The following is a 16547-nucleotide window of genomic DNA, read 5'->3' on the forward strand; positions in this document are numbered from 1 at the left end:
CAGCTCGGCAGGCAGGGAGATCACGTGCACCACATCGATGACGAGCAGCGCAGGATCAGGCTCGGCCGGCGGCATCTGCTGGCCCCGTCCGCACGGGCGACCTCCGCCGTCGAGGTGGCGGACGCCGTCGTCGCCCTGCATGCGACCGACGCCGCCACCGTCTTCCTTTCCATCTGTGCTCGGCTGACCGACCCCGGGGTCGAGGCGGTGGAGCAGGCGCTCTACGAGGACGTCTCACTGGTGCGGCTGCTCTCCATGCGCAACACGCTGTTCACCGTGTCCACGGCGGCCGCACCCGCCGTCGACGCGTCGAGCGCACGGACCGTGGCCGCCAAGGAGCGCCGGCGGCTCCTCAAGCAGCTGCGGGAGGACGGCCAGGGGCTCGACGAGCGGTGGCTTGCCGATACCGAGCGCCGGACGCTCGCCGCTCTCACCGCTCGGGGCCATGCCACAGGGAGCGAGCTGTCGGCGGCCGTGCCGGCTCTGCGCACGAGGATCACCGTCTTTCCCGGGACGAGGCAGGAAGCGGTGCAGGGAATCGCCACCCGGGTGATCCGGGTGCTGGCCGCCGACGGGCGCATCCGGCGGGACCGGCCGCGCGGTTCATGGACCTCCAGCCAGTTCCGCTGGACTGCGGCCGAACCATGGCCCGCCTCGGATCCCGCAGAGGCCCGGGCCGAGGTGACCAGGCGCTGGCTCCTCTCCTACGGGCCCGCGACCGAAGGCGATCTGAAGTGGTGGACCGGCTGGGGCGTCCGTGAGACGCGCACGGCCCTGGCCGCCGCCGGAGCCGAGGAGGTCATGCTCGACAACGGGTCCATCGGCTGGGTCGCTGCCGGGGATGTCGCCACCGAACCCTCCCTTGAGCCCTGGGTGGCCCTGCTGCCCGGCCTCGACCCGAGCGCGATGGGCTGGGCCGACCGAGGTTTCCACCTGTCCACCGGTCATCGAGCCGCCCTCTTCGACCGTGCCGGCAACATCGGCCCCACGGTGTGGTGGAACGGCAGCATCGTGGGTGGCTGGGCCCAGCGCGCGGACGGCGAGCCGGTGTGGCGCCTGCTGTCCGACGTGGGGCGGGAGGCTTCACAGCTCATCGAGACAGAGGCGGGCCGGCTCTCGGCGTGGGTCGGGGACGCCCGGGTCACTCCACGCTTCCGTACACCTCTGGAACGCGAACTGACGGTCTGACACCGCTCGATCGAGGGCGTTTCACGTGAAACACCGGCCCGCCCCTTCAGAGGGCGAGCCCTCGCCAGCCGCCCTCGTCCACACCGCCGGGGATCGACACGCTCCGGTCGTACGGCTGCCGGGTGAAGACGAACGATCCCAGGTCGAGATGGTCCACCGTGCCGTCACCGGCGCGTACGACCTTGAGCGTCTCCCCCGCGTAGTAACCGTCGAGGCCCGTCCAGGACCCGTCGGGGCGGGCCCGGAACCGGGCCGCGCGGCCGGCGCCCCGCAACGGCTGCAGCTCGAGGCCCCCGTCCACGAGCAGCTTCAGGGCGTGGACCTGCGTGCCCCAGTACCAGGGCCCTGTCAGCGCCAGCAGCTCCTCGTCGACCTCGGGCAGCGGGCGCCAAGGCTCCGGGATCCTCGGCTCCGCGTCGGCGACGATCTGCACGAGCTCCGCAGCCACCACACCGACCCGGGGCCCCGAGGTGGCGTTCGAGAGCACCACGGCCGCCACGTCGTCCTCGACGCTGAACCACAGCGCGGCCAGGAAACCGGGGAGCGATCCCGCATGGCCGAGGAGCGTGCGGCTCCCGGCCCGCACCACCTGAAGCCCGAGGCCGTACGTACCGGCCCAGTCACCCGCTTCGGGCGGAGCCGCGGGAACGCGCATCTCAGCGACCGAGGAAGCGCGGAGAACCCGTTCGTCACCCTCGGCCAGGAAAGCCGCGAAGCGGAGCAGATCCGTGGTGGTCGACCAGAGCTGACCAGCTGGTGCCATCAGGCCGAGGTCCTCCGCCGGCTCGGGCAGCATGACATCGGCCCACGGGTGGACGGCCCAGCCGCCCGCGTGCGGAGCATGCGCCTCCGGGGTCGTACGGTCCATCCCCAGTGGTTCCAGAACCTCGCGGCGCAACACCTTCGCCCAGGCCTCCCCACGCAGCCTCTCCACGAGCGAGCCCAGCAGCGTGTACCCCGGGTTGGAGTAGTGGTGCCCATGGCCCGCCGGGTGGATCAGCGGGCTCTCGCCGAGCACATCCGCCAGCTCCGGGCGCGTGGAGCCCTGGGTCCTCTCCCACCACGGTGCGGGCGTCTCGGCCGCCAGACCTCCGCTGTGGCCCAGCAGTTGGAAGACAGTCAGGTGCCCGGCGTCCGTACCCGGCAGGTGCTTCTCCAGGGGATCGTCCAGATCCAGCAGTCCCTCGTCGCGCAGGCGCAGCACCAGCACAGCGGTGAACGTCTTGGTGATGGAACCGATCCTGAACTGCGTATCGCCGTCGGGCTCGTGGCCGTCCACACAGCTACGGGCACCGCTCCAGGCGATCTTCCCCTCCCTCTGCACGGCGGCGACGAGGGAGGGCGTCCTGCCTTCGGACTGCGCGGTGGCGACACGGTGCAGCAGGGCACGCCGGGTGCTGGGGAGCAGGGTCTCGGAAGAGGTCATGCCCAAGCATGACCCGCGCCTCGTCAGCCTGACGAACCCTTTTGGCGGCCGACGAGCCGACGCAGGAGCCCTCCCGCGTCGCCACGGGCGAGCCGTCCGGTCAGCGTGTGCGGCGGTACGTACTGACGAGCACCCCGCCGCAGACCCGCGCACGAACCCTTCTGCCGGGGGCTAATACCGGCCAGGCCGGGGGTCGGCCGTCACTACAGTCCCGTGTCATGACAACGGTCACCACGCGCACGGTCCGCTACCCTGCCGACGGCCTCACAATGGTCGGGCACCTCGCGCTCCCTGCGGGCGCCGACCGCCGGCCCGCGGTCCTCATCGGTCCGGAGGGGCCGGGCCTGAACGATTTCCAGCGCCGCCGGGCGGACGCACTCGCCGAACTGGGTTACGTCTCACTGGCCTTCGACATCAACGGCGGGCGCTGGTTCACCGACCCGCAGGAGATGCTGGCACGCGTGACCCCCCTGCTCGCCGATCCCGACCGGATGCGGGACATCGGCCACGCGGCACTGGACGTACTGCGCGCCGAGCCACGGACCGACCCCCACCGGATCGCCGCGATCGGCTACGGCACCGGGGGCGCGATCGCACTCGAACTCGGGCGTGACGGCGTCGACCTGCGCGCCATCGGAACGGTCAACGCGACCACCACGGGCCGGCCGGGCGAGGCGGCGCGTATCCGTTGCCCCGTATGGGCGGGAGTCGGATCGGAGGACCCGATCATGCCCGCGCGGCAACGGGAGGCCTTCGCCGCCGAGCTGCAGGCCGCGGGCGTCGACTGGCGCCTCATGGTCTACGGCGGGGCCCTGCACGCCTTCCACCACCCCTCCGTGGACCAGACCGTGCTCCCCGGCGTCGCCTACCACCCGCAGCACGCCGAGCGAGCCTGGCGCGACATCATCGGCCTGCTGGCCGAGTGCCTGCCCCTGACGGAGTGAGCGGGGAGCGCCAGGTCCCGGCCACGTCCACGAAGCCGGTGCGTCAGGTCTGAGCCATGTCCACGAAGCGGGAGTAGTGACCCTGGAACGCCACGGTGATCGTCGCCGTCGGGCCGTTACGGTGCTTCGCCACGATCAGGTCCGCCTCCCCCGCTCGCGGTGACTCCTTCTCGTACGCGTCCTCGCGGTGGAGCAGGATCACCATGTCGGCGTCCTGCTCGATGGAGCCCGACTCACGCAGGTCGGAGACCATCGGCTTCTTGTCCGTGCGCTGTTCGGGTCCACGGTTCAGCTGGGACAGAGCGATGACGGGAAGCTCCAGCTCCTTGGCGAGGAGCTTGAGGTTTCGGGACATGTCCGACACCTCCTGCTGACGGCTCTCCGCCCGTTTGGCGCCGCCTGACTGCATCAGCTGCAGGTAGTCGATGACCACGAGCTTGAGGTCGTTGCGCTGCTTGAGGCGACGGCACTTCGCACGGATCTCCATCATCGAGAGGTTCGGCGAATCGTCGATGTAGAGCGGCGCGGCCGACACGTCCGGCATTCGGCGGGCCAGCCGCGTCCAGTCCTCGTCGGTCATCGTCCCGGAGCGCATGTGGTGGAGCGCCACCCGGGCCTCGGCGGACAGCAGACGCATGGCGATCTCGTTGCGCCCCATCTCGAGGGAGAAGATCACGCTCGGCAGGTTGCTCTTGATCGAGCAGGCCCGGGCGAAGTCCAGTGCGAGGGTGGACTTACCCATGGCGGGGCGGGCAGCGATCACGATCATCTGACCGGGGTGCAGGCCGTTGGTCAGGGCGTCGAGATCGGTGAATCCGGTCGGAACACCTGTCATCTCACCGCTGCGGGAGCCGATGGCCTCGATCTCGTCGAGGGCACCTTCCATGATGTCGCCGAGCGGCAGGTAGTCCTCGCTGGTGCGCTGCTCCGTGACGGCGTAGATCTCGGCCTGCGCGGAGTTGACGATCTCGTCGACGTCGCCGTCGGCCGCGTATCCCATCTGGGTGATCTTCGTGCCGGCCTCGACGAGACGCCGGAGAACAGCCCGCTCGTGGACGATCTCCGCGTAGTACGACGCGTTTGCCGCGGTCGGCACGGACTGGACCAGCGTGTGCAGATACGGCGCTCCGCCGACCTTGGTGATCTCGCCGCGCTTGACCAGTTCGGCCGCCACCGTGATCGGGTCGGCCGGCTCCCCCTTGGCGTAGAGGTCGAGGATCGCCGTGTAGACGGTCTCGTGGGCCGGACGGTAGAAGTCGTGCCCCTTGATGATCTCCACGACGTCCGCGATGGCGTCCTTGGAGAGCAGCATGCCGCCGAGGACCGACTGCTCGGCATCGAGATCCTGGGGAGGCACCCGCTCGAAGCCGGACGACCCGCCGTCCCAGCCGCTCTCCCGGCCCCGCTCGTGCTGCTCGTCGCGCCCCTTGCCCTCGCCGCGGCGCTGACGGGAAACGGGCAGACGGTCACTGGGACCGACATCGGCCCAGGGGTCGTCCAAAGGCTCGGGAATGCTCACCGGGCCACCTCCTCCCGTCCGCTGCGCGGACCTAACCGTGCCACTCTTTCTTACGGCACGGCACCGACAAACAAGACGCCCGACTCCGGTTCCGGCGCGTCAAGTTCTGCGGATTTCCATGCCGGAACGGAGTGCGGGCGCCGCACCACGGTAGGCCGGTCCGCACCGTCAGCCAATCCGGTTATCCACAGGGCATGTGGATGACGGACCAGATGCTGTGGAGAACTCATCCGATCCTGTGCACGGACCGGGGGACAGCACTGTGGACAAACTCATACCCGCCCAACAAAGAGGCTCCTGACCTGCTGTTTCTCAATCCACCGGCTGTGGGGGAGAAAAACTTTTTCCCTCAGCTCGAGATCACTGGAAACGGTCTTCCCGTGAACCAGGAAACCCTGGCCAGGTAAGGACCTCCATGGCATTGCATCTCTTACCTGTGGAAGATTAGATTTACCCCATGACCCAGGCGCACACGGCACAGCCACCCTCCCGCCGTCGGCATGACCGCGAGATCGTCGCACTCGCCGTTCCGGCTTTCGGCGCGCTCGTTGCCGAGCCCCTCTTCGTCATGGTCGACAGCGCCATCGTCGGACATCTGGGAACCCCGCAACTGGCCGGCCTGGCGGTAGCCGCCGCCCTACTGACGACCGCGGTGAGCATCTTCGTTTTCCTCGCCTACGCCACCACAGCTGCGGTCGCCCGCCAGGTCGGCGCGGGGAATCTGGCGTCCGCCATCCGTCAGGGCATGGACGGCATCTGGCTCGCCCTGCTGATCGGTGCCGCTGTTGTCGCTGTCACCCTCCCGCTGGCGCCGTGGCTGGTCGACATCTTCGGGGCGTCCGACACCGCCTCCCCATATGCCATTACGTATCTGCGGATCTCCAGTCTCGGTATCCCCGCCATGCTGGTGGTACTCGCGGCGACGGGTGTCCTGCGCGGACTGCAGGACACCCGGACACCGCTCTACGTGGCCATCGGCGGGTTCGCCGCCAATGGAGCCCTCAATGCCGGTCTCGTCTACGGGGCCGGGCTGGGCATCGCAGGATCCGCATGGGGCACTGTCATCGCCCAGGTGGGCATGGCGCTCGTCTACTTGATCGTCGTGGTCCGTGGAGCCCGTCGACATGGGGCATCGCTACGGCCCGATGCGGCGGGCATCCGAGCGAGTGCCCAGGCAGGGGTGCCTCTCCTGATCCGTACGCTCTCCCTGAGAGCGGTCCTGATGATCGCGACCGCCGTCGCCGCCCGTCTCGGCGACACGGATATCGCCGCGCACCAGATCATCCTGTCGCTCTGGAGTCTTACGGCCTTCGCTCTCGACGCCATCGCCATCGCAGGGCAGGCCATCATCGGCCGCTATCTAGGAGCGGGCGATGCCAAGGGCGCCCGCGAGGCCTGCCGCCGGATGGTCCAGTGGGGGATCGGCTCGGGGGTGGTCCTCGGAGTGGTCATCGTGCTCGCCCGGCCACTTTTCGTCCCCCTTTTCACGGGCGACACGTCCGTGCAGGACACCCTGCTGCCGGCACTGCTCGTCGTGGCTCTCTCCCAGCCGATCTGCGGGGTGGTCTTCGTTCTCGACGGCGTACTGATGGGCGCGGGCGACGGTCGCTATCTCGCCTGGGCGATGGTCCTGACGCTGGCCGTCTTCGCTCCGGCCGCCCTACTCGTCCCCAGCTTCGGAGGCGGCCTCACCGCTCTCTGGGGGGCTATGACGCTGATGATGACCGTCCGGCTGGTGACGCTGTGGATGCGTATGCGCTCCGGTCGCTGGATCGTGACCGGAGCCACGCGTTGAACCGCGTCCACCTGAACAAGAACCGGGTGCGCCGTTTCACGTGAAACCGAGCTGCGGTTTCACGCAACAGCGACGGAGCGATTTCACACGACAGAGCGGTTTCACGTGAAACGACGAAGGGCCGCACCCGGGGGGTGCGGCCCTTCACCTAGCTCTGCTGAGCTGTGCCCTTAGGCAGCAACGACCTCGATACCGAGCTTCGCGGCAACCTCGGGGTGCAGACGGACGGACACCTGGTGTCCGCCGAGCGTCTTGATCGGCGAGCCGAGCTCGACGCGACGCTTGTCGACGTCCGGACCACCGGCGGACTTGATCGCCGAGGCGATGTCAGCCGGGGTGACGGAACCGAAGAGGCGGCCGGCGTCGCCGGAGCGAACAGCCAGACGGACCTTCACGGCCTCGAGCTTGGCCTTGATCTCGTTGGCCTGCTCGATCGTCGCGATCTCGTGAATCTTGCGGGCGCGGCGGATCTGCGCCACGTCCTTCTCGCCACCCTTGGTCCAGCGAATGGCAAAGCCACGCGGAACCAGGTAGTTACGGGCGTACCCGTCCTTGACGTCCACGACGTCGCCGGCGGCACCGAGGCCAGTGACCTCGTGGGTGAGGATGATCTTCATGATTCGGTCACCCTTCCCTTATCGCGCGGTGGACGTGTAGGGCAGCAGCGCCATCTCACGGCTGTTCTTGACTGCCGTGGCGACGTCACGCTGGTGCTGCGTGCAGTTGCCGGTGACGCGGCGGGCACGGATCTTGCCACGGTCGGAAATGAACTTCCGCAGCATGTTCGTGTCCTTGTAGTCCACGTACTGGGTCTTGTCCTTGCAGAACGCGCAGACCTTCTTCTTAGGCTTGCGCACAGGCGGCTTCGCCATGGTGTTTCTCCTGTGTGATCAAGAAGTGGGGTACGAGCAGCCCTAGAAGGGCGGCTCGTCCGAGTAGCCGCCGCCGGAACCGCCGGAGCCGCCGGAGCTTCCGCCCCAGCCACCCCCGCCGCCCTGCTGGCCTCCGCCCTGCTGGCCGCCGGCAGGTGCGTTGGTGGCCCACGGGTCGTCGGCGGGAGCACCGCCGCCGCCCTGCTGGCCACCGCCACCGGGACCGCCGCCCCAGTTGCCGCCACCCTGCTGGCCGCCGCCGTATCCACCCTGGCCGCCGCCCTGGCCACCGCGACCTGTGGTCTTGGTGACCTTGGCCGTGGCGTTCTTCAGGCTGGGGCCGACTTCCTCGACATCCAGCTCGTAGACCGTGCGCTTGACGCCCTCACGGTCCTCGTAGGACCGCTGCTTCAGCCGGCCCTGCACGACGACGCGCATGCCTCGCGTAAGCGACTCCGCGACGTTCTCCGCCGCCTGACGCCAGACCGAGCAGGTGAGGAACAGGCCTTCGCCGTCCTTCCACTCATTGGTCTGACGGTCGAAGATGCGGGGAGTGGACGCGACACGGAACTTCGCGACCGCCGCACCGGACGGGGTGAAGCGCAGCTCGGGGTCGTCGACGAGATTGCCGACGACCGTGATGACGGTCTCGCCTGCCATGGGTGAACCTCTCGGCGGGGATTGCTTCTGGCTGCTTGCTACTCGAACCCGATGACCGCTGAGCTAGATGCTCAGTGGATCTCGGGACGGAGGACCTTGGTCCGGAGGACCGACTCGTTCAGGTTCATCTGTCGGTCGAGCTCCTTGACGACCGCAGGCTCGGCCTGCAGGTCGATGACCGAGTAGATGCCCTCAGGCTTCTTCTTGATCTCGTAAGAGAGACGACGACGGCCCCAGGTGTCGACCTTCTCGACCTTTCCGTTGCCCTCACGGACGACGGAGAGGAAGTTCTCGATCAACGGGGAGACTGCGCGCTCCTCGAGATCGGGGTCGAGGATGACCATCACCTCGTAGTGACGCATGTGGAACCCACCTCCTTTGGACTCAGCGGCCACGGTCGTTCCGTGGCAGGAGGGTCGTGATGCGTAAGCATCAGTGTCTCCGAGTAAAACAGCCGCCACTGACAACACCCGTCTTCGGAGTCGAGGGGAGCTGCAGTGCTGGCTCAAGGCAGACACCGGTGCAGACCGTACAGACTACCCGCAGACCGGCTTCCGGTTGAAATCCGGTGTTCAGGGCGCACAATCGAGACAGATGCGGTGTGAGAGGCGCTACATCGCACCGCCCTTCCGCCAGGAGGTGCTCCATGGCACAGACAGTCCGACCCGCCGGCAGCCGGCCCGCACCCGGCCGGGTGGCCAATGCCCGTCCGGCCACCGGGTCCCTCTTCGCCACGGACGGCAAGCCGCACCCGCTCCAGGAAACACTGATGGTGGTGACCGGCGTCCTCGGCGTCCTCGCGTTCGTGACGGCGATGTTCCACAGTCTGCACCTGCTCAGCTCGTGGGCAGGGCTGATCGGCATCCTGACCGGCGCTTACGGCCAGTACATCTCCAGGACCACCTGGCAGCGGTTCGCCTTCATCCTGGGCATGGGCTCGTCCGGAGTCGGTTTCCTCCTGGGCATGGCGCACGGCGGCCTCTTCGGCGGCGTCATCACCTGACCGGCAGAACCGGGGCCGGCCGCCCCGCAGGGCGCGCGGCCCGGCAATCCCGCGCGGGTGGCGCCCGGTGCGGTCCTGACGGGCCGGGCCGGGCGCCCCTCGGTCACAGTAGGCTTCGGCGCGAGAGCCGGAGCCCCTGACCGATGGGGACACACCTGCCGAGGAGCGCCCCGCATGAGCCTGACCCTGAGGACCATCAGCCGAGAACAGCATCTGGCGTACATCCAGAGTCTGCCCTCGGCCAGTCACTGCCAGGTCCCGGCGTGGGCTGACGTGAAGACCGAATGGCGCTCGGAGAACCTGGGCTGGTTCGACAAGAACGGCGAGATGGTCGGTGCCGGGCTGGTGCTCTACCGCCAGCTGCCCAAGATCAAGCGCTACCTCGCTTACCTCCCCGAGGGCCCGGTCATCAACTGGTACGCCCCCAATCTGGACGACTGGCTCCAGCCGATGCTCGCCCACCTGAAGCAGCAGGGTGCCTTCTCGGTCAAGATGGGCCCTCCCGTGGTCATCCGCCGCTGGGACTCGGCCGCCATCAAGTCCGGCATCCAGGACCCCGACGTGAAGCGGCTGCGTGACGTCGAGGCCAGCCACATCGAGCCCCGCGCCTTCGAGGTCTCGGACCGGCTGCGCAAGATGGGCTGGCAGCAGGGCGAGGACGGCGGCGCCGGCTTCGGCGACGTCCAGCCCCGCTACGTCTTCCAGGTGCCCCTGGCCAACCGCTCCCTCGAGGACGTGCTCAAGGGCTTCAACCAGCTCTGGCGGCGCAACATCAAGAAGGCCGACAAGGCCGGCGTCGAAGTGGTCCAGGGCGGTTACGAGGACCTCGCCGAATGGCAGCGGCTGTACGAGATCACCGCCGTGCGCGACCACTTCCGGCCGCGCCCGCTCTCGTACTTCCAGCGCATGTGGTCGGTGCTCAACTCCGAGGACCCCAACCGCATGCGGCTCTACTTCGCCCGGCACAACGGCGTGAACCTGTCGGCCGCCACGATGCTCGTCGTCGGCGGGCACGTCTGGTACTCCTACGGCGCCTCGGACAACATCGGCCGCGAGGTCCGCCCCTCCAACGCCATGCAGTGGCGCATGCTCCGCGACTCGTACGCGATGGGCGCGACCGTCTACGACCTGCGCGGCATCAGCGACTCGCTGGACGAGACCGACCACCTCTTCGGCCTGATCCAGTTCAAGGTCGGCACGGGCGGGGAAGCCGTCGAATACGTCGGCGAGTGGGATTTCCCCCTCAACAAGCTGCTGCACAAGGCGCTCGATATGTACATGTCGCGCCGCTGAGCGCATCCTGACCACCACCCATCAGTTCCACCCCTCTCTCACCCACACCGCAGCCACCAGAAAGGTTCCGGGCCGGCCATGGCGCTCTCCCTCTACGTCGACACCGCGCGCTGGCGGGCGCACCAGAAGTCCGTACTGGACCAGTTCCCGGGCCTCGTGCCGGTCTGCAAGGGCAATGGCTACGGCTTCGGACACGAGCGCCTGGCCGATGAGGCGATCCGCTTCGGCTCCGACACGCTGGCCGTCGGAACCACGTACGAGGCCGCTCGCATCAAGGACTGGTTCAGCGGCGACCTGCTGGTGCTCACGCCCTTCCGCCGCGGCGAGGAACCGGTACCGCTGCCCGATCGCGTGATCCGTTCCGTCTCCTCCGTGGACGGTGTGCACGCCCTGGTCGGCGCGCGCGTCGTCATCGAGTGCATGAGCTCGATGAAGCGCCACGGTGTGAAGGAGGAGGAGCTGGGCCAGCTGCACGCGGCCATCGAGGACGTACGCCTCGAAGGCTTTGCGCTGCACCTGCCGCTCGACCGCACGGACGGGTCGGACGCGGTCGAGGAGGTCATCACCTGGATGGACCGCCTGCGTGCGGCCCGGCTGCCGCTGCACACGATGTTCGTCAGCCATCTGCGGGCCGAGGAGCTGGCGCGCCTGCGGCAGCAGTTCCCGCAGACCCTCTTCCGCGCGCGCATCGGCACACGGCTCTGGCTCGGCGACCACGAGGCGACGGAGTACCGCGGCGCGGTGCTCGACGTCACGCGCGTCTCCAAGGGGGACCGGTTCGGCTACCGCCAGCAGAAGGCCGCGTCCGACGGGTGGCTGGTCGTCGTCGCCGGCGGAACCTCCCACGGCGTCGGCCTGGAGGCACCGAAGGCCCTGCACGGGGTGATGCCGCGCGCCAAGGGCGTCGCGCGCGCCGGGCTGGCCACGGTCAACCGCAACCTGTCGCCGTTCGTCTGGGCGGGCAAGCAGCGCTGGTTCGCCGAGCCGCCGCACATGCAGGTATCGATCCTCTTCGTGCCCTCGGACGCCCAGGAGCCGAGGGTCGGCGACGAACTGGTGGCCCACCTGCGCCACACCACCACCCAGTTCGACCGCCTCGTGGACCGGTAGCCCCTCAGTCGGAGGCCGTTCTTCCGGCAGTGCCCCACTCCACCCGCGGTCCCTCGGCCGCGGGTGCTGTGTGCTGGTCCGGATGAGCGCGCATCTGCGGGAACGTCTTCCGGTCCGGCGACCCGTCGAGCACCCCGCCCGACGGGTCGTCGGACCCGTCGAGCCTCACGGGATCCCGGTCCGGCCTCAGGATGTCCCTGACGATCAGGGCGCAGAAGTACAGCGTTCCCGCCAGGTGCAGGACGATCGCGACCTGATAGCCGTCCTGCGGCAGCCCCTGGTGCTTGTCACCGCTCGTCGTGTACGCCAGGTAGAACCAGATCCCCAGGAAGTACATGACCTCGCAGGCCTGCCAGACGAGGAAGTCCCGCCAGCGCGGCCTGGCGAGCGCGGCCAGCGGGATCAGCCAGAGCACGTACTGCGGCGAGTAGACCTTGTTCGTCAGGATGAAGGCGGCCACCACGAGGAACGCCAGCTGGGCGAAGCGCGGCCGGTGCCGGGCGGTCAGTGCCAGCCCCGCGATGCCCGCGCACAGCACGGCCATCAGCAGGACCGAGGCCGTGTTCACCGTGGACACGTCGATGGGCCGGCCGGTGCGCTGGGTGATGAGGAGCCAGAAGGAGCCGTAGTCGATCTGCCGTTCCTGGCTGAACGTGTAGAACTTCTTCCACCCCTCGGGGGCGTACAGCATCACCGGCAGGTTGACCACCAGCCAGGCCGCCGCCGCGCCGAGGAGCGCCGTCCCGTACTCCCGCCACTTCCCGGCCCTCCAGCACAGCACCAGCAGGGGCCCGAGGAGCAGTACGGGGTAGAGCTTCGCGGCGGTGGCGAGGCCGATGAGGATTCCGAAGGCCACGCTCCTGCCGCGCGACCACATGAGCATCGCCGCAGCTGTCAGCGCGACGGCGAGCAGGTCCCAGTTGATCGTCGCGGTGAGCGCGAGCGCCGGTGCGAGCGCCACCAGCAGACCGTCCCAGGGGCGCCGCCGGTGCGTACGGGCGACGCACACCGCGAGGATCACGGCGCAGACCATCAGCATGCCCGCGTTGACCATCCAGTACATCTGCTCGCGCTGCTGGGCGGGGTCCGAGGACGGCGTCAGGGTCAGCCAGGACGCGACCTGCATGAAGAGACCGGTCAGGACGGGGTACTCGAGGTACGCCATGTCGCCGCTCAGCCGGTCGAAGTACGGCACGAGGCCGTCGGCGAAGCCGCGGCCGATGTAGAGGTGCGGGATGTCCGAATAGCAGGCGTGCGTGTACTGCGAACTGGTCCCGCGGAACCACGCCCAGTCGTAGCAGGGGACCTTCTGCACCATGCCGAGCGCGAACATCCCGATCATCACGAGCACGATGACGCGCACCGGTGTGAGGGGTCCCGAGCCGAACCGTGCCCAGCGGCCCGCAGGCCCCCCGATCAGTTCACTGCCCGCCGCGGCGATCTCGTCCTGTCGCGTGGGCGGTACGACGGACGGCTCCTGGTGCACGCTCGTGTCTTCTGCGCTTGGCATGCCGCACATCCTGCCGTACGGGGCTGTGGGCGGGCGTTGCCCGCGCCCGGCACACGGAAGGGCCGTCGGCACCTGTGTCAGGTGCCGACGGCCCTTGTCCGCGTGCCCGGGGGCCCATCAGGGGCCCCCGGAGGGCGCGTGGCGTCGACCACGCCGCCCTGAGGGGTCCTAACCGCCGCCGCCGAAGATCCCGCCGCGGCCGTTCTCCTCGCCCTCGGTCGTGCCTTCGGTCTGCCCTTCGGTCGTTCCGGTGTCCGTCCCGCCGTCCGTGGTCCCGGCGTCCGTCCCACCGTCGGTCGTCCCGTCGGTGGTCCCTTCGTTGCCGTTGCCGTTGCCGTTGCCGTCGGTCGTCCCGCCGTCCTGGTTGTTCCTGCACTCCCAGTCGAGCGGCGCGCACGTCTCGCTCGGCGAGGGGGACGTGGACGGCGCTGTGGGAGACGGAGGCGCCGGCTCTTCGCTGGACTCCGACGGCGAAGGCGTCGGGCTCGGCGTCGGGCTCGGGCTGGGACTGGCGCCGCCGCCGTAGAGCGTCTCGCCGATCGGTTCCGGCTTCGGGAAGTTCACGGCCTTCGTGCCCTTCACCGCTTCGGTCATGTAGTCCTGCCAGATCTGCGCCGGGAACGAGGCACCGTGGATCGACTTCTCACCGCCCGTGCCGTACATCTCCAGGAACTCGCGGTTCTTCTTCGTCTCGTCGTCGTCCATCCGGAACATGCTGACGGCCGTCGAGATCTGGGGGGTGTAACCGACGAACCAGGCCGACTTGTTGCCGTCCGTGGTACCGGTCTTGCCGGCCACGTCACGCCCTGGGATCTGGGCCGGACGACCTGTCCCGTTCTCGACGACGTTCTTCAGCACGTCGGTGACGTTGTCCGCGACGACGCTGGGGAACCCCTGCTTGGTCACCGTGTCGTGCTGGTAGATCACGTCGCCCCGGTGCTTGACCTCGGTGACCGAGAAGGGCTCACGCTGCTTGCCGCTGGTGGCGAAGGTGGCGTACGAGCCTGCCATCCGGATGGCGCTCGGCGAGGAGGTCCCGATGGAGAACGAGGGGACGCTCGAGTCCGCCATGTAATCGTCGTCGCGCAGCCCCGCAGCCATGGCCGCCTCCTTCACCTTGTCGGTGCCGACGTCCATGCCGAGCTGGACGTACGGGGAGTTGGCGGATTCCTGCATGGCGTACCGGAGGGTGATGTCCCCGTAGCTGTGGTCACCGTCGTTGGTCTGGAGCCACTCCTTGCCTTCCTTGTTCTGCCAGACCTGGCCGTTGTACAGATTGATCTTCAGCTCGTTGTCGCCGTTGTAGATGCTCTTCGGCGAGACGGGCGTACGCTCCGAGTCGCTCTGCTCCTCGCCCCTCTTGGGGTCCCGCTTCCCGTGCTCCATGGCGGCTGCCAGCACGAACGGCTTGAACGTCGAACCGACCTGCGCACCGGTCGCGTCGGCGTTGTTGGTGTAGTGCTCCGTCGCGTTCTGACCGCCGTACGTGGCGATGATGGCGCCCGTCTTGGTGTCCACCGACGCCCCGCCGAACTCGACGTGCGTGTCCTTGTCGGGCCGCTTCTTCGGGTCGATCTTGGCGTCGTACACCTTCTTGATCGACTTCTCAAGCTCCGCGACCTTCTTCTTGTTGAAGGTCGTGTGGATCTCGTAGCCGCCCTGGGCCAGCTCCTTCTCGGTCACGCCTCGATCATTGTGCGCGAGGAAGTACTTCGTGGCGAGGTCGACCAGGTATCCGGTCTGGCCGCCGAGCTTGGCGTCCTTCTTCGGCGGATCCGGCATGGGGAACTCGGTGAAGGTCGCGCGCTTCTCCGCGCTCAGCCGGCCGTCCTTGACCTCTTCGTCGAGGATCCATTTCCAGCGCCTCTCGGCCCGCTCACGGTTCTTCTCCGGCGTGGCGTTCACCCGGTCGACCTCCGGGGCACCCGCGGGGTCGTAGTAACTCGCGCCCTTGAGCAGCGTCGCGAGGAAGGCGCACTCGCTCTCGTTGAGCTTCTCCGCGTCCTTGCCGTAGTACGTGCGCGCCGCCGCCTGAAGCCCCGAGGCACCCCGTCCGTAGTAGGAGACGTTGAGGTACCCCGCCATGATCTCCTTCTTGCCCACGGTCTCACCGACCTTGAGCGTGATGAAGAGTTCCTTGAACTTCCGGCTCAGGGTCTGGTCCTGCGTGAGCCGCGAGTTCTTCACGTACTGCTGGGTGATCGTGGAACCACCCTGCGTGTCACCACCCTTGGCCATGTTCCAGAAGGCACGGGCGATGCCCATGGGGTCGATGCCCCTGTCGGTCTCGAACGACTTGTTCTCGGCCGAGATGACGGCGTTCCGCATCGCTTCGGGGATCTGGGCGTAATCGATCTCCTGGCGGTTGACGGAACCGCCCGTGGCGACCATCTGCGTATCGTCGTCCCAGTAGTAGACGTTGTTCTGCGCGGTGGCCAGGTCCTTGATCTCGGGCGGCACCACCAGCGCGTACGCGATACCGGCCGCCCCCATCAACAGGCCCAGGAAGCCCAGGCACAGGCCGGAGACCAGCTTCCAGGACGGGACCCAGCGGCGGAAGCCGTACTTGTCGGCACGCGGGTAGTCGATGAAGCGCTTCTTGCCGGACTCGGCACGACCCCGGCCACGGCCTTCGTGACCGCTGCTGTCGCCACCTCCCCGCCGCCGGCCTCCGCCGCGCTGGGCGGCGCGACGGGCCTCGGCTCGGCTGGCGTAAGCCGGCTCGTCACCGTGCGCTCCGGAAGGTGATGCCGATGGCACTCTTCGTGACGACTCGGTGCGACGTCCAGCAGGCTGTTGGGCGGCTCGTCTGGCCGCTGCGCGCCCGCCACCTTGCGGTTGCGACGTTTTGCGACGGTGCTCGCTCATCGAACGACTACTCCTCGGGCAGGCGAGAGCGCCTGGAAGCGGCAGTTGAGATCCGGTCCCCCCGAATTACGGACAAGCCGTGCGGAAGGCTCACCCGCAGTACATCCGACAGTCCGCGATAACTGACGCTCGACGGCGTCTCACGGTTCCCGGTGGTCTGCATGCCGCACAGACTACGCACGGTCAAAAACCTCTGGGGACCGAACTTCACCCCAAATTACGCAAGTCACTCCCTATGAATCGGGGATGTGACGCCGCTCACGAAGCCTCCCCTTGTCGAACATCGCGGGCCGATCTATCGTGCTGATGTATCGAGTCGATACATCAGCACGGCATAAGGTGGGTCCGACGGCCCGTGG

The 16547-nt window shown here is 68.3% G+C and carries 14 protein-coding genes; 6 read left to right on the forward strand and 8 right to left on the reverse strand.

The window, feature by feature from the left end:
- The first annotated feature begins 24 nt into the window (after positions 1-24).
- Entirely contained in the window at positions 25-1188 is a 1164-nt protein-coding gene (locus tag ACZ32T_RS14625; RefSeq protein WP_467367122.1) for a winged helix DNA-binding domain-containing protein, read from the forward strand.
- Between the two features lie 46 nt (positions 1189-1234).
- Here ACZ32T_RS14625 and ACZ32T_RS14630 read toward each other — a convergent pair whose 3' ends face one another.
- Complete coding sequence (locus ACZ32T_RS14630; RefSeq protein ID WP_467367124.1) at positions 1235-2614, reverse strand: serine hydrolase domain-containing protein; 1380 nt, start codon at positions 2612-2614, stop codon at positions 1235-1237.
- A 218-nt stretch (positions 2615-2832) separates the two neighbouring features.
- On the opposite strand from ACZ32T_RS14630, the gene ACZ32T_RS14635 reads away from it, so the two are divergent.
- Positions 2833-3558 carry a dienelactone hydrolase family protein gene (locus tag ACZ32T_RS14635; RefSeq protein ID WP_467271648.1) on the forward strand — a complete coding sequence of 242 codons (726 nt, stop codon included), beginning with the start codon at positions 2833-2835 and terminating at the stop codon, positions 3556-3558.
- A 43-nt stretch (positions 3559-3601) separates the two neighbouring features.
- On the opposite strand, the gene dnaB is transcribed toward ACZ32T_RS14635, so the two are convergent.
- On the reverse strand, positions 3602-5059 hold the full coding sequence (gene dnaB / locus ACZ32T_RS14640) for a replicative DNA helicase (RefSeq protein WP_356709443.1): 1458 nt from the start codon (positions 5057-5059) through the stop codon (positions 3602-3604).
- A 475-nt stretch (positions 5060-5534) separates the two neighbouring features.
- Here dnaB and ACZ32T_RS14645 point away from each other — a divergent pair, with 475 nt between their 5' ends.
- A complete protein-coding gene (locus ACZ32T_RS14645; RefSeq protein WP_467367126.1) occupies positions 5535-6872 on the forward strand; it encodes an MATE family efflux transporter in 1338 nt (445 codons plus the stop codon).
- Between the two features lie 170 nt (positions 6873-7042).
- Here the strand turns inward: ACZ32T_RS14645 and rplI are convergent, their stop codons facing one another.
- The 4 genes from rplI to rpsF all read right to left on the reverse strand — a co-directional run bounded on the left by rplI (position 7043) and on the right by rpsF (position 8766).
- Positions 7043-7489, reverse strand: a complete 447-nt coding sequence (rplI, locus tag ACZ32T_RS14650) for a 50S ribosomal protein L9 (protein WP_014155197.1) — start codon at positions 7487-7489, stop codon at positions 7043-7045.
- A gap of 18 nt (positions 7490-7507) precedes the next feature.
- Positions 7508-7744: a 30S ribosomal protein S18 gene (gene rpsR, locus ACZ32T_RS14655; protein WP_003967857.1), complete on the reverse strand. Its 237-nt coding sequence runs from the start codon at positions 7742-7744 to the stop codon at positions 7508-7510.
- A 42-nt stretch (positions 7745-7786) separates the two neighbouring features.
- Complete coding sequence (locus ACZ32T_RS14660; protein ID WP_375147162.1) at positions 7787-8404, reverse strand: single-stranded DNA-binding protein; 618 nt, start codon at positions 8402-8404, stop codon at positions 7787-7789.
- A 71-nt stretch (positions 8405-8475) separates the two neighbouring features.
- Positions 8476-8766, reverse strand: coding sequence for a 30S ribosomal protein S6 (gene rpsF / locus ACZ32T_RS14665; protein WP_031090355.1), 291 nt, complete (start codon positions 8764-8766; stop codon positions 8476-8478).
- Between the two features lie 284 nt (positions 8767-9050).
- Between rpsF and ACZ32T_RS14670 the strand changes: the two genes are divergently transcribed.
- From ACZ32T_RS14670 to ACZ32T_RS14680, 3 genes are all read left to right on the forward strand, one after another.
- The gene (locus ACZ32T_RS14670; protein WP_467271651.1) at positions 9051-9407 is read left to right on the forward strand and encodes a hypothetical protein; all 357 of its coding nucleotides are present in this window, start codon (positions 9051-9053) and stop codon (positions 9405-9407) included.
- 174 nt (positions 9408-9581) lie between these two features.
- On the forward strand, positions 9582-10700 hold the full coding sequence (locus ACZ32T_RS14675) for a lipid II:glycine glycyltransferase FemX (RefSeq protein ID WP_467271653.1): 1119 nt from the start codon (positions 9582-9584) through the stop codon (positions 10698-10700).
- A 78-nt stretch (positions 10701-10778) separates the two neighbouring features.
- Entirely contained in the window at positions 10779-11810 is a 1032-nt protein-coding gene (locus ACZ32T_RS14680; RefSeq protein WP_356709038.1) for an alanine racemase, read from the forward strand.
- Positions 11811-11814: 4 nt separating this feature from the next.
- On the opposite strand, the gene ACZ32T_RS14685 is transcribed toward ACZ32T_RS14680, so the two are convergent.
- Both ACZ32T_RS14685 and ACZ32T_RS14690 read right to left on the reverse strand, forming a co-directional pair.
- A complete protein-coding gene (locus tag ACZ32T_RS14685; protein WP_467367128.1) occupies positions 11815-13320 on the reverse strand; it encodes a glycosyltransferase family 87 protein in 1506 nt (501 codons plus the stop codon).
- Positions 13321-13488: 168 nt separating this feature from the next.
- Positions 13489-16188 (reverse strand): transglycosylase domain-containing protein, encoded by a 2700-nt coding sequence (locus ACZ32T_RS14690; protein WP_467367130.1) that lies wholly within the window; start codon positions 16186-16188, stop codon positions 13489-13491.
- Positions 16189-16547: the final 359 nt, after the last annotated feature.

The sequence above is a fragment of the Streptomyces sp. NPDC023573 genome (assembly GCF_055559735.1).

Excerpts from the sequence above, each read along its gene's own strand:
- ACZ32T_RS14630 (WP_467367124.1), bottom strand. The coding sequence starts at position 2,614 with ATGACCTCTTCCGAGACCCTGCTCCCCAGCACCCGGCGTGCCCTGCTG.
- ACZ32T_RS14635 (WP_467271648.1), top strand. The coding sequence starts at position 2,833 with ATGACAACGGTCACCACGCGCACGGTCCGCTACCCTGCCGACGGCCTC.
- ACZ32T_RS14645 (WP_467367126.1), top strand. The coding sequence starts at position 5,535 with ATGACCCAGGCGCACACGGCACAGCCACCCTCCCGCCGTCGGCATGAC.
- rplI (WP_014155197.1), bottom strand. The coding sequence starts at position 7,489 with ATGAAGATCATCCTCACCCACGAGGTCACTGGCCTCGGTGCCGCCGGC.
- rpsR (WP_003967857.1), bottom strand. The coding sequence starts at position 7,744 with ATGGCGAAGCCGCCTGTGCGCAAGCCTAAGAAGAAGGTCTGCGCGTTC.
- ACZ32T_RS14660 (WP_375147162.1), bottom strand. The coding sequence starts at position 8,404 with ATGGCAGGCGAGACCGTCATCACGGTCGTCGGCAATCTCGTCGACGAC.
- rpsF (WP_031090355.1), bottom strand. The coding sequence starts at position 8,766 with ATGCGTCACTACGAGGTGATGGTCATCCTCGACCCCGATCTCGAGGAG.
- ACZ32T_RS14670 (WP_467271651.1), top strand. The coding sequence starts at position 9,051 with ATGGCACAGACAGTCCGACCCGCCGGCAGCCGGCCCGCACCCGGCCGG.
- ACZ32T_RS14675 (WP_467271653.1), top strand. The coding sequence starts at position 9,582 with ATGAGCCTGACCCTGAGGACCATCAGCCGAGAACAGCATCTGGCGTAC.
- ACZ32T_RS14680 (WP_356709038.1), top strand. The coding sequence starts at position 10,779 with ATGGCGCTCTCCCTCTACGTCGACACCGCGCGCTGGCGGGCGCACCAG.
- ACZ32T_RS14685 (WP_467367128.1), bottom strand. The coding sequence starts at position 13,320 with ATGCCAAGCGCAGAAGACACGAGCGTGCACCAGGAGCCGTCCGTCGTA.
- ACZ32T_RS14690 (WP_467367130.1), bottom strand. The coding sequence starts at position 16,188 with ATGAGCGAGCACCGTCGCAAAACGTCGCAACCGCAAGGTGGCGGGCGC.